Genomic DNA, 13,341 nt, shown 5'->3' with positions numbered 1-13,341 from the left:
ATTTAAGCTGAATGTTTCCTGATGAATTTTTTGTCTAATCAGAGTTACTATGAAATTGCTCTAAGCAAATATAATTACAAAGAAGGCTGCCTCAATGATGAAGCAGCCTCGTTAAGATGTCAATTTTTACCAATTTACTTCGCCAAAGAATTAATCCAGGCAGCAATTTTAGCTGCGTCGGCCTTTGGAACTTGTGGCATTGGAGCCATTGGTGTTGCATAATCCGGCCAGTTTTCAGGCTTAGGATTGTAAATCAAATCAACGATCTGTTCGTTGGTATATTTACGCTTGGCAACATCCTGATAAGATGGTCCAACTACTTTTTTATCTACTGTATGGCAAGCAAGACAGGTATTTTTAGCCAGGATCGGTTTGATCTGCTCCCAGGTTGGTGCTTTTGTAGCCACTGCCTTTTCAGGAGTTTTGCCTTTTCCGTCCGGAGATACATGCTCTTTTGCAGGCGTTTTTTCTACCGCCGCCTGTGCCTTGCCCGAACGTGTCGTTTTAATCTCAGTCGTTTTTAGTTTTTCTCCGTCAGGAATATTGTTCAAAGTATAGTAAGCATCAGGGTGTACCAACGACCACGAGTTAGACTCAGAACGAACGCCTTCAAGCTGTATTTTGTGCACATAATACTGACGCAATCCGTCCACCACAACACGTACTTTTTTGCCATCAGCCGATAGTTTCACACCTTTTACAGTCAGTTCTTCTGTATTCACAGGAGGACTTCCGTATACAGGGAAATGTTTGTACAGGTAGCTGCTTACTTTGTATGAATCCAGATCTTCCGCCGATTTTCTGTCAACCGGCATGGTGAATTCAATTTCAAAACCATCAGGCATTGCTTTTACCGTGTACATTTCAAAAGGCATTTTGCCGTTCCAAACCAAACGTTGTAAACCCTGGTTTGCATCTCCTGCCGATCCCCATCCACGGTTTGTTTCACCAACATACATGCTGCCGTCTTTGTCAAATGCCATACGCAACACACCCGACTGGAAACCGCTGCGGAAACCAATTGAAGCGCCCTGATACTCACCTTTTACTTTTTCCAGAACTACACGCATGATGTTACTTTGTCCCTGGTCGCCCACGAAAATCTGTCCCGTAAACGGACCGAAATCTCCATTGGTATTGTCAGCAATAAGCTCCGCAGTAGACACACCGTGAACACCATAAGGCAACCAAACTGCCGGCAGTCTTACCATGTCATATTTTTCTTTAAGCTGATAAAGAAACTCTGGTTTTTCGTCAACGATATTCTCAGGTTTGATAGCACGGTTTTGAGCATTGCGATTCTGACGGTTGTCACGCTCAGCAAAGAATTGTTTCTCTGTCAGTTTCACAGGAGAATTTGGCAAACCAGCCCATTTCAATCCGGCTGGGTGACCCATAAAGTCGCCTTTCTTTACCTGGAAAATACCACCCGTTCCCATCCAGTCACCCTGGTTGTCGGTATAGAAAAGTTCTCCGTTGATCATACTGATACCGGCAGGAGAGCGAACTCCCGTCGCATATGGTTCGTATTTGCCATCGTTGGTAATGTGGAAAATCCACCCACGACCCGGAACACGGCTTTCACCTCTCCACCATTCTTCATCTCCAAAGGCTACGTTTCCACTTACAAAGAAACTTCCGTCTGGCGCCAGTTTAGGACCGAAAGAATATTCATGGTAGTGTCCTGAAAGCGGCCATGCATATACCGTTTCGTAAACATCTGCTTTGCCGTCACCGTTTTTATCGATCAATTTGGTGAGTTCACCACGTTGTGCGCAATACAATGCACCTTCTTTGTAAGCAAGTCCAAGGATTTCGTGAAGTCCTGTTGCGAATTTTCTAAAATGCGGTGTGCGGCTGGTTGGGTTATCTACAATCCATACTTCACCACGACGTGTAGAAATAGCCAGAGAGCCGTTAGGCAAAGTCGTAAGACCACCGACTTCGAGAATGATACCTTCCGGAATGGCTGGGGTCACAATTTTGTAAAAATCCTCTTCCTTTGGAGACTCCTGCGCGCGCAGGGTTGTCAGCGAGGAAAGGAGGGTAAGTGCTATAAGAGCAATTTTTTTCATGTTATGTTTAGCTATTGGCTATCAGCAATTGACTTTCGTAATTTCTGCTGATATCCTAATGTTGTATTTATCAGAATAGGATCGAGTATTTTACTTCACCGTTGTTCACAGGAATGAGCAACTCTTGTTTGCCATCTGCGTTTCTAACTTCCGGTTTTACATTTTTATCGGCGAGCTGGATGTAATACGATTTGCCGTTTACAGCATACAATCCATCAGCGATTTTTTCGATAGAAGCACCGTCTGCTACTCTTGCTACCAAACCTTTTACAGGATTGCTCACTTTAATAATGCGTTCGAAATACTGATTGTTCACAACCGATACATAATCCGTAACAGGCGAACCGAATGCCAGATATTGGAAAGTAGGCACATCGGAATCATCCAGTATATATCCTTTCGGACGATACCCGCTGCCGGTTGTATCCGATTCCCATTTCGATCCATTTATTTTACCCAAAACCATGTCATTTCCAAGGGAGGTCACACTACCACGCGGGCGTGAAGAGCCATCGCCACGGTCGTGCCACATGGGTGTTGCATCCAGAAACTCTCCGCGCCAAACCTGAAATACAGCGCCTTTGTCGAGGTCATAAGTGTAGTGCAGGTTGGAGGGGCTGCCCACTGAAACTGCATGTACTACACGTGTTCTTTTGGAATTTTCGTCCTTTTTGAAATCCATGAAGCTGCGTGTAACAGTATTGGTTGCCGCAGGAATCAGGATAGGATCTGTACCGCCACCGCTCAACGATGAGCTTTTTGTATTGTAAGAAACCTCTCTGAAACCCGGACCACTTACCCAAAGTCCCAATGCAGGTTTCAGCCAGCCATCTCTTTTGTTGTTTGTAATCTCAATGGTGTGATCGCCAGCTTTCAGATTGATGGTTCCAAGGCGGAATTCGTTCACATTTTTCCACTCCATTCCAATCAGTTCTTTGCCGTCTATTTTCAGCTGAGAATTTCCTGATGCCTGAAGACGGAATTTATAGTCACCGGCAGTTGGAGCATTGAACTTTCCGGTGTACACGTAAGTGTAGTTGTTATTTTCTTTCAGGATTTCCCAGGTCAGCGCTTGTGACTGCCCTGTTTCAGCAGGTTTATGTTTGGACAAATCTTCTGTCTCCAACAAACCACCGTAGTAAATTTTGTATTTCAGGTCTGATAACGTTCCCGGCTTTTGGTCAAAATTATTGATTTTGATGTTTTTGATAGCCAATGAACCATGATCACCCTGAAAACGAAGAGGTCCCATTGCTACATCTTCTGCCGTAAGTGATCCGCGTGTCGGTCCGCTCACTTCTACATTTTCATGAATAGTAACGCCGTTTAGTACAATAGAAAGAAATACAGCATTCGCTGTTTTTTTTCCGTTTGCATCAAAGCGAGGCGCCTGATATGATATTTTAATATTCTGCCACAAACCAGGTGCTTTTGCTACGTTGTAACGTGGAGCATAGCCTTCATAACCTTTTTCTCCTTCTGGTTTTGAGTCGTTCCATCGTTCGTAAATACCACCGCAGTCGTTGTATTTGGCCGTTTTTTTGCCCCAGCTGTCAAACAGCTGTACTTCGTAATTGCCTTGCAGATAGATACCCGAATTGGATCCTTTTGCAAGCATAAAGTCGAGCTCAATATCAAGATCGCCGTGTTTCAGATTGGAGATCAATTCGTACTGATTGCCATATTTTCCTTTTTCATGGGTACAGGCTAAAACGCCTTTGCCCGGTGTTGTGGACAGCGCGTTTTCTTTGTAAATGTCAACTTTGGCATCGCCTACAATTTTCCAGTTGTCGGATTTTGTAGTGAATGCACTCAAATCGTTAAGGGGGATGGCCTGCTGGGCAAAAACGGACGCGCTGATAAGCACGGTTAGTCCCAGCATGAGGAATGATGAAAAATGTTTGTTTGGTTTAAACATACAATAGGTTAACTAATTGGTTATAATTAAAAGCGGAACAAATTACGATATAAGAATTTGGAAAATTACATTTCAGCGCGTCAGATTATTATTCTTTGATGTAATTTTTAAAAGGCTAAGCATGAACGAAGTAAGAATTAACAAAATCCAGCGGCGGAACTGATTGGGAACCGTCGCTGGATAAGTCAGGAAAAGTTAAGTGTAAGGAATAATGAAATCTTAATTATAACCGTCGTTTTGCTTCAGATTGGTGTTAAGCGTAATCTGACGACGTGGTATAGGGAAAAGTTTTTTGTAGGCTTCTGTTGGCTTATGATCCCACCATGTCGATGTCGTAAACTTATCGAAGCGTATCATATCATCACGGCGGAAGCCTTCGAAAATAAATTCACGACCGCGCTCTGCAAGGAACTCATCCATTGTAAGCGTAGTGGTGGTATATTTCTCAGTTGCCCATGCGTCCGTAGTGAATGCACGTTGCTTCACCTGATTCACAAGTTCCACTGCCTCCTGGGTTGCAACTTTACCATTTTTACGCATGATGGCCTCTGCCTTTGCAAACATTACCCATGAAAGACGGTAGATAGCCCAATCACATCCGTTGTAATTAGGATCTTCGAGTGCTCCCAGCTTGTACTTATTGAAACGAACACCGCTATTTTCTTCACCCTGAGTCATGTCGGATGGAAGTCCTGCCGGATCCTGACCAGGCTGAAGCGTTTTGTTTTTACGGATGTTGTCAACAAATACCAATGGCTGCTGATCGTACTCATTACCGCCTGTTGCCAATACTGGTTTTGTAGGATCTGCATATTGATATTGCGTTCCTTCAAGAATCCATTCTTTCTTACGTTTGTCGGCGTTTTTGAATGTGGTATATACACCTGGGATTACAACTACACCGTCGTTTCCGTTTCGTGCACCTCCGTAGATGAAACGTTGCTGGAAATGGAAGAAGTCGCCCGTCCATTGCGGCTGGAAATCCGCTTTCTTGAACTCATAAGCCAGTTGGAAAAGAATCTCTTTGGACTGGAAATTGGCTGGTTTGTAGGTGTCAGTCAGGTTTACATCCAGCGCAGGAGCTCCGTTGAGCCCACCAGCTTCTCCGTTGATCAGCTTGTTGGAAGCTGCAATACAATCGTCCCAACGCGGCGTTCCGGTCCAAGCTTCGGCGTTCAGATACAATTCTACCAGCATGGCATATCCACCAGCCTGCGTCATACGACCAATCATGCCTTGTGAAAGCTTCGGTGCAGCCCCAATATTATCAAGAATCTCTTTTTCGATGAACTTGAAAACCTCTGCACGTGGCTGGGTAGGAGGGCTCACAGGATCTCCCACTTTGCTCACTGTAGGGATGTTTCCGTAAAGGCTCATCAGCTTGATATAATGAAAAGCACGAAGCAGTTTCAACTCGGCAATGTAAGCGGACTTTTCAGTTTCGGTAATTCCCATTGCAGCAGGTGTACGGGCTTCCAGAGCTTCTATCGGGTCGGTACAAAGCCCGAGTCCCCACCACATCAGTCTCCATGCTCCCCAAACGGCATCGTCATCAGGAGTCCAGGTATGGTAATGCAGGCGAAACCACTTTCCACCATCCTGCCCGTGACGACCTTTTACAGGCCAGGCAAGCTGATCAGCAGAAAGTTCATTGAGCCGCCACCAGCCATCCTGTCCCGGAGTTGCCCATGCATTGGCGTGAGTATAAGGGCGAAGTACAGCAGAAAGCACCTCATTTTTATTGTTATAGAAGTTGTCTGTTACCAGCTGGTCATATATGTTTTCTTCCAGATCGGTACAGGCAGTGGTTGCGAACAAAGGCAATGCAATTGCTGCAATCTTTAATGCTTTTTTAAAATTTATCATATTGATTAATATTAGAAGCCAAAACTAAGTCCTACCAAAAATGACCGGGTGTTCGGATAAGCACTGCGACCATCGATACCTAAGCGGCGTTGTTCGTCTTCTTCTCTTCCTAAACCTGTGTCATTCACGAAGTCGGGATCGTTTCCTGTATATTTGGTGAATGTGGCCAGGTTTGCTCCTGTTGCATAAACCCGTAAGTTCCTGATAAGATCAGATTTCAGATTGAAATTGTAGCTAAGTGTGATCTCGTCCAGTTTAAGGAAACTTCCTGATTCAAGATAATAGTCCGAATACTGGTAGGTGTCGTTTAGTTTGGCGTGTTTTTCAAAAGTACTGTTCAGCAAATTGTTCGGAATCGATACTTTGTTGCCATACGACAGATCCATGGTGTTAAGGATGTCGTAGTCAAAACGGCCTCTCATGAACACACGCAGACTCAGATTTTTGTATGTGAAATTGTTGGTCAGCGATGCGTTGAATTTAGGAATCGCGTTACCAATAATAGAAAGGTCAGACACATTAGGATCAGCTGAATTGTTGATCTGATCGAACCTTACTTTTTCGCCGTTCCGATTAAAAAACAGCCATTTTCCATCCTCAGTAAATCCTGCGAACCGCTTTCCGTAAAAATTACCCAGCTGTCCGCCCTGCTCAATACGAATGGCTTCTCCCAATGCTCCGTATCCGCCGATGCTGCTGGTTGAGATTGCCTCAACTTTATAAACGTCGTTTGAAAGGTCGTCTGCAATATTTTTCACATAACTTCCTGTTGCGTCAATAGTCCAGCTGAAATCTTTAGCTTTTACCGCCGTAGCATTCAGTGTAAGTTCCACTCCGCGGTTAGATATTGAACCTACGTTGGTATATATCGTCTCACGTACGAAAGGAGGTAGCTGTGACGTGTAGTTGTAAAGAAGATCACTCGTTACACGTTTGAAAAGATCCAGCGAGCCGCTCAGTCTTTTGTTGAGGACAGTAAAGTCAGCACCTATGTTATATTCATTCTTACGCTCCCACTTCAGGTTCGGGTTCGGGTTCCTGTTCGGACCGTATGTTTGTCTCCATTCACCATCCGGGTTGATGTATACACCTCCGGTTCCAAGCGTTACCAGCGAAGAATAGTTAGCTATATCCTGGTTACCAGTTACTCCGAATCCGGCTCTAAGTTTCAGGTTATTCACAAAACTTACGCCTTCCATAAATTTCTCCTTGCTAATGTTCCATCCGATAGAAGCAGCTGGGAAATTACCCCACTTATTATTGGTTCCAAAACGGGATGAACCTTCATGGCGAAGAATCAAAGACACCATGTATTTGTCCATGAAAGAGTAGTTGGCACGACCAAAGAATGCGATAAGCGTGTTGTCGCCTTTTCCACTGCCCATACCAGCCTTACCAACAGTCAGCTGATTACCGGCTCCAAGGTTATTCTCTTCAAAAATATCGTTCACGAAACCATAGTTGCTCGCCTGGAAATTTTCCTGTACGGCATATTGGTAACTATAACCTCCCACCGCATTAATGGTGTGGTTGGTACCAAAAGTTCTGTCAAAAGACACTGTAGGTTCGAGCGTGTAGTTGTTGCTTAGGTAGGTATATCTACTGGCATAACCACCATTGGGATAAACGTCATTCTCTTTTGAGAATTCAGAATCAAGTGAGCGATATGCTCCGTCGATATAGCTGTCGCGTTGCACAGCTCCGAAAATGGAAGCCTGAAGACCGGGAAGGATTTCAAGGCTAAACTTCGCATCTGCCGAAGTAGTCTGTTGCTGACGACGGTTTGTTTCCTGTTTCAAACGGGCAACTTCGTTGGTACTGGTTTGCTCGAAATAGTAAGAACCATCCGGGTTGTAGAATGATAAAGTTGGGTTTCTGATCAGAGAACCTTCCCATCCGCCGCCACCCAAACGATTGGCTCTGTTAAAGTTTGTTGCCAGATTGAGCTGTGCTGTAAGACGATCTTTAAGACCTGTCTGCATCACAGTAAGGCGTCCACCATATTGCTTACGCCCGTTTTCTTTGGCTATCCCCTGCAAATCCTGATAATATAAACTGGCACGGTAAGTGGTACCTTTTGCACCGCCAGACAGCGCCAGGTTATGGTTTTGCGAAAGGTTTCCATGGTTGATCAGTTCGTCGTAGGCATCTGTGGTACTTCCGTAGTCGGCGCTGGCAGGAATTATTCCTTCGGCAATCCTGGCACGGAACTGATCCGCATTCATGAAATCAAGACGGTTACGTACGAATTCCTTTCTGAAATAAGTATTGTAGTCGAATTTCGCACCACCGGCCTGGCCCTTTTTAGTTGTTACCAGAATGACACCACCGTTTGCACGTGTACCGTAAATAGCCGCTGCGGATCCATCTTTTAGTACACTGATCGATTCAACGTCGTCCTGCTGAAGCAAATCCAGGTTTCCTCCCGGAATCCCGTCTATAACAACAAGCGGACCAAGTCCACCGGTAAGTGAAGTCACACCACGAAGTTGCATTGATACACCGGAGTTTGGATTGGAGCCGCTTCTATTGATGCTCAAACCAGCCACTTTGCCCTGAATCAGGTCCATAGCATTACGTGCCCCGGAATTGTTAAAGTTGGCTGCTGTGATGTTGGAAATCGCAGAAGTAGTTCTTTCTCTGGTTTGTGAACCGTAGCCTACTACAACTACTTCACTTAGAAGTTCTGCATTTTCGGCAAGATCCACATCAACAACAGAACGGTTTCCAACGGTGACTTCCTGGGTAATGTTTCCTACAAATGAGAATACCAATACATCCTGCGGACCGTCCACAGTAATGGAATAGTTGCCCTCTACATCCGTAGTAACACCTTTGGAGGTGCCTTTGATCACAACCGAAACACCTGGAAGCGCAGATTTATCCTTGGCATTCACAACGCGTCCTTTAATCACTATTTCCTCAATTCCTTTTTGCTGGATGATGGAAGCAGGGGTAACGATCCGGCTTGTTTCAGCCTGAATCATCGCTGGCGAAAGGTTAAGTGCAAGGGTCAGCGAGCCAATGCACAACATCCTAAGGTGTCCACCACTTGTCTTGCGACATGGCAACGGTATTTTTTGTTTCATAGGTTGGTAGATAGGTTAATATAAGGTTAAGCTAAAACGATTTAGCAACATTGCGGACAATGTGCTGATTTACAATGGGTTCAGATGGTGAGATATATTGAAATGTAAAAGTCAAAGATTTTCATAAGTGAAATGTTATCTTGATAAAGTTCTAATTTTACTTTTTTTACTAAAACGATTTAGCTTTTACTTTATTATATATTGTTTTTCAAAAAAATGTTATTATTCCGATAAAATTTGGTGGTTTTTTACTTAAAATTGTAGTATAACAAGAGTGTGCGACGTAGTGTGGTATCGAAGAAATTTTGGCACCAAGGTAAAGTGAATCGTAGTATTATGCAAGAATTATTTTAGAAATTCATGCTTTTCGACAACAACTTTACGCATGGAAGATTCCCGGATTATGAGCTTGGCGGGCAAAATGATTTCATGTATGGTAGGATCTGCCTCTTCCAGAGCATCGAGCATCAGTCTGATAACGTGCCTGGAAATGTCGGGTACGGGTTGGGCAACTACAGTAATGGAAGGGGTGTAAAACTTAAACAGGTCATGGTCATCGAATGAGATCACCGCAATATCATCAGGAATGCGGAGGTTCAGGTGTTTAATGGCCTGCAAGCCCCAAACTCCGATGTAATTGGTGGAAAAAAATACGGCATCTATGGTATTATTATCCTGAAGAAAGGAGATGATTTCGGAAATGTTGTGATCGTCACTTTCATGAAAATCGACTTTTTTCACATAGGATTGCAAACCTGCGTCATCAATGGCTTTCACATATCCTGCCAGGCGATCGGCCATTTGTGTCTGGTCCGAGTTCAGGGTAATTAATGCAATATTTTTAAAGCCATTGCTGATCAGATGCCTGATCGCTTCATGTGTGCTGTTGAAATTATCAATCACGACATGGTTGCAGCTCAGCAAGGGCAGGTTTCTATCAATCAGAACAATGGGGATGCCGTCATTCAGTAAAGACTGTATCTCTTGTTCAATACCCTCGGGAGGTGTAATGATGTAGCCGTCTATGGAGCGGTCTCTGAACAACTGGATCAGCTCTATGGCCTTTTCCTTCTTGTTGTCGGTACTGCAGTAGATGATTCTGTATCCTTTGTTGTGGGCTTCTTCTTCGATCAGACGCGCAACTTGTGCAAAGAGCAGGTTATTGGAAATATCTTCAACCATCAGACAAATGATCTTGGACTTTCCTGTCCGTAATCCCTGTGCCATCATGTTCGGTTTGAAGTTGACCTCCTTTACAAATTCCAGGACCTTTTTAGTAAGTGCCTCGCTAATTCTTTTCTCTTTCGCTTTTCCATTTAAAATGAAGGAAACCGTCGTGATGGAAATTCCAAGTTCTTTCCCTATATCACGTATAGATACTTTTTTGCTCACTTTACTGGCTGGCATTGGTTCGCTATTCGAAGTTAAAATTAATTACATCTTTACCAGCTGATACGTAAGTTGGCGTTGTCAGAATTTTAAACAAAGTTGGAAAAAAATATACAGAATTCTTTTTCAAATTATATACGGGCTCTCGATTCTTACTGTCTGTATTTTGTTTTCTGAAAAGATTGTGAATGTGAACACGAATGGAAATGATAGTTGAGCGGAGGTGTTTGGAATGATTTTACAATTTATATTTTTAGAATTTGTAATAAAAATGCAATTCAAGACGTGTACATTTGGCATTTCAGTTAAAAGAGGGTGTTCCGGTTATTGAAATTCAGGGAAACAGACCTGCCCGATTTTTTTAATAGAATAAGTAAATCCTACTTTTTTTACACCTTATAGTTCCTAATAAATAAAAATTGATTGTTGATCTATGAAAAAAATTACGCTGATCGTAGCTGGTATTCTGGCATCCGCTGCATCTTACGCTCAATTACAACCTTCTAAGCAAACTCCTGAATCAAGTGAGTTATGGAATCCGGTTCCACGCGTGGTTACACCTGGCAAGCCTGCTTCGGGAGTTTCAGGTTTTACAGCTCCTTCGGATGCCATCGTATTGTTCGATGGTAGAAACCTTGACAGCTGGGTATCCGCAAAAGCAGGTAATCCTGCGGCTCCATGGACCGTTGGAGATGGCGCTATGACAGTAGCTCCTAAATCCGGAGACATTCAGACCAAACAAACTTTTGGTGATTACCAGCTTCACATCGAATGGCGTACACCTGCGAAAGTGGACGGTAACGGACAGGGACGTGGTAACAGCGGTATTTTTATGCAGGGAATATATGAGCTTCAGGTACTTGACAGCTACAACAACCCAACATACTCAAACGGCCAGGCGGGTTCTATTTACAAACAAACAATGCCGTTGGTAAACGCAACAGTTGGACCGGGTGAATGGCAGACTTATGATGTTGTTTATACAGCACCGCATTTCAACAAGGATGGTCAGATGACTATCCCTCCGTACATTACCGTGATTCACAATGGCGTTTTAGTTCAAAACCATACGGCTATTCAGGGAACAACTCCTTATGTAGGACAGCCAACAATTGAGCCTCACGGACGTGGACCAATCAAACTTCAGGATCACAACAATACAACGAGCTTCAGAAATATCTGGATTCGGGAATTGTAGTAGTTCAAAGATTGAGAGTTCACAGTTTAGAGCCACTTTGAACTCAGGCATAATATTTAAAAAGACTTGAATGATGGTGCACATCGTTCAAGTCTTTTTTATTTTTGGGTACAACCAGATCAGCTATTCAACGCAACGCGAAGTATGCAGGAAATTGAGCCGTATTACAATTGGGAAAAACATTACGTAGCCAGCCGCGATAAGCGCTCGCCTTTTTATGGCTGCACCTACAATCTGGACTATTATGAAAATGCGATTTATGGATACTACATTCACCCGTTATGGGATCATATAGGCTCAGAAACTTTGTATGTAAAAATCCTATTTGCAGATTATAACAAGAAGTACGCCATCATTGAGATGTTTGGGGAATGGAACGACACGCTGCACAATGATATCATGTTTTTTAAAAGACAGGTTGTGGATCCGCTGGTTGATGAAGGAATCAATCAGTTTATACTCATGGGTGAGAACGTGCTGGACTTCCACGGAGCAGAAGATGACTATTACGCAGAGTGGTTTGACGACGTTGAAGATGGCTGGATTGCGGCTGTTAATTTCAGGGAACATGTGGAGCAGGAATGGAAACGGTTCCGGCTGGATTACTACATCAATTTTGGCGGAACCCTTCAATTAAACAACTGGCGCACTTTACAGCCAGATCCGTTTTATGAGTTTGTTAAAAAATTGATCATAAGAAGGTTAGCCTAGCTAAAAAGGTTGACCTTTGTTTGCAACGTTGAAAACTCCTTTGTAGATTTCGCATTCATCCCGTTTTATCCATATAACCTAAACATTGTTCCCAATGGCAGCAACAAACGACCCAATACCAAATGATGATGCGAAAGAATCACTGGATACAAAAGCTGAAGAGCTGAAAACAACGGTTTCTGATGCAAAAGACGATATATTGGAAAAAGCAGAAGAAGTGAAAGATGAAGCAGTAGCAGTTGCTGAAACGGAGGTAGCCTCTGTTGAAGCCGCAGCAGAAGAAAAAATAGAAGAAGCGAAAGAAACAACGTCTGAAATTAAAGCGGATGTTGTGGATAAAGCTGAGGAGGTGCAAGCTGCGGCGTCAGAAAAAATACAAGAAGTGAAAGAAACTGCATCTGAAGTTAAAGCGGATGTTGTGGATAAAGCTGAGGAATTACAGGCTGCTGCGTCAGAAAAAATAGAGGAGGTGAAAGATTCGGTTGCTGAGGTGAAGGAACAAGTGGCAGTAGCTGCGGAAACCAAGGTAGAAGAAGCCGCCTCAGTTTTGGAAGAAGCCAAAGCGGATACGGTCGAAAAAGCAACGGAAATAAAAGATACAGTTGTAGACAAAGTAGAAGAACTGAAAACAGGTTTTTCTGCTAAAACAGAACAACTACAAAATGAAGTTGAGCTGAATATCGCTGCCGGTAAAGTGAAAGCGCAGGAAATAGCGGCAGACTTGTCGGAAAAGGCAGAAGATCTGAAAATTGCGGCTTCTGAAAAATTTGATATAGCCAAAGGTAAAGCACAAGAACTTACGGCTGATGCCTCAGAAAAACTGGCAGATCTGAAAGAAGATGCCTCGGAAGCTTACGAAGATGCAAAAGAACTTGCGTCTGAAAAGCTGGCCGAAGCACAGGTGAAAGCCGCCGAACTGAAAGCAAAAGCGGAAGTAGAGCTCGAAGAACTAAAAGAAGCGGCTTCGGAGAAATACGAAGAGACCAAAGAGAAGGCCAAAGGTTTCTGGTCTCGCTTATTTGGAAAATAATTCGCTCAAAGATTTCATAAAAAAACGCCTGTTTGACCAGATCATTCGGGCGTTTTTCTTTGGAT

8 protein-coding genes are annotated in these 13,341 nt (G+C 43.5%); 3 read left to right on the top strand and 5 right to left on the bottom strand.

The window, feature by feature from the left end; genetic code table 11:
* Positions 1 to 134 precede the first annotated feature (134 nt).
* The 5 genes from LZG71_RS16125 to LZG71_RS16105 all read right to left on the bottom strand — a co-directional run bounded on the left by LZG71_RS16125 (position 135) and on the right by LZG71_RS16105 (position 10,355).
* Positions 135 to 2,075 (bottom strand): c-type cytochrome, encoded by a 1,941-nt coding sequence (locus LZG71_RS16125; RefSeq protein ID WP_233822003.1) that lies wholly within the window; start codon positions 2,073 to 2,075, stop codon positions 135 to 137.
* A gap of 70 nt (positions 2,076 to 2,145) precedes the next feature.
* The gene (locus LZG71_RS16120) at positions 2,146 to 3,993 is read right to left on the bottom strand and encodes a family 16 glycoside hydrolase (protein WP_233822002.1); all 1,848 of its coding nucleotides are present in this window, start codon (positions 3,991 to 3,993) and stop codon (positions 2,146 to 2,148) included.
* A gap of 219 nt (positions 3,994 to 4,212) precedes the next feature.
* Complete coding sequence (locus LZG71_RS16115; protein WP_233822000.1) at positions 4,213 to 5,859, bottom strand: RagB/SusD family nutrient uptake outer membrane protein; 1,647 nt, start codon at positions 5,857 to 5,859, stop codon at positions 4,213 to 4,215.
* Between the two features lie 11 nt (positions 5,860 to 5,870).
* Positions 5,871 to 8,948 (bottom strand): SusC/RagA family TonB-linked outer membrane protein, encoded by a 3,078-nt coding sequence (locus LZG71_RS16110; protein WP_233821998.1) that lies wholly within the window; start codon positions 8,946 to 8,948, stop codon positions 5,871 to 5,873.
* Positions 8,949 to 9,293: 345 nt separating this feature from the next.
* Complete coding sequence (locus LZG71_RS16105) at positions 9,294 to 10,355, bottom strand: LacI family DNA-binding transcriptional regulator (RefSeq protein WP_233821997.1); 1,062 nt, start codon at positions 10,353 to 10,355, stop codon at positions 9,294 to 9,296.
* A 415-nt stretch (positions 10,356 to 10,770) separates the two neighbouring features.
* Here LZG71_RS16105 and LZG71_RS16100 point away from each other — a divergent pair, with 415 nt between their 5' ends.
* From LZG71_RS16100 to LZG71_RS16090, 3 genes are all read left to right on the top strand, one after another.
* Positions 10,771 to 11,535 carry a DUF1080 domain-containing protein gene (locus tag LZG71_RS16100; RefSeq protein ID WP_233821996.1) on the top strand — a complete coding sequence of 255 codons (765 nt, stop codon included), beginning with the start codon at positions 10,771 to 10,773 and terminating at the stop codon, positions 11,533 to 11,535.
* Positions 11,536 to 11,679: 144 nt separating this feature from the next.
* On the top strand, positions 11,680 to 12,246 hold the full coding sequence (locus LZG71_RS16095; protein WP_233821995.1) for a hypothetical protein: 567 nt from the start codon (positions 11,680 to 11,682) through the stop codon (positions 12,244 to 12,246).
* A gap of 94 nt (positions 12,247 to 12,340) precedes the next feature.
* A complete protein-coding gene (locus tag LZG71_RS16090; RefSeq protein WP_233821994.1) occupies positions 12,341 to 13,276 on the top strand; it encodes a hypothetical protein in 936 nt (311 codons plus the stop codon).
* The last annotated feature ends 65 nt before the right edge of the window (positions 13,277 to 13,341 follow it).

The organism is Dyadobacter sp. CY312, assembly GCF_021390535.1.
GTDB lineage: Bacteria > Bacteroidota > Bacteroidia > Cytophagales > Spirosomataceae > Dyadobacter.
Note: the sequence above shows the minus strand (reverse complement) of the source record. Positions and strands in the feature narration are given on the sequence as shown.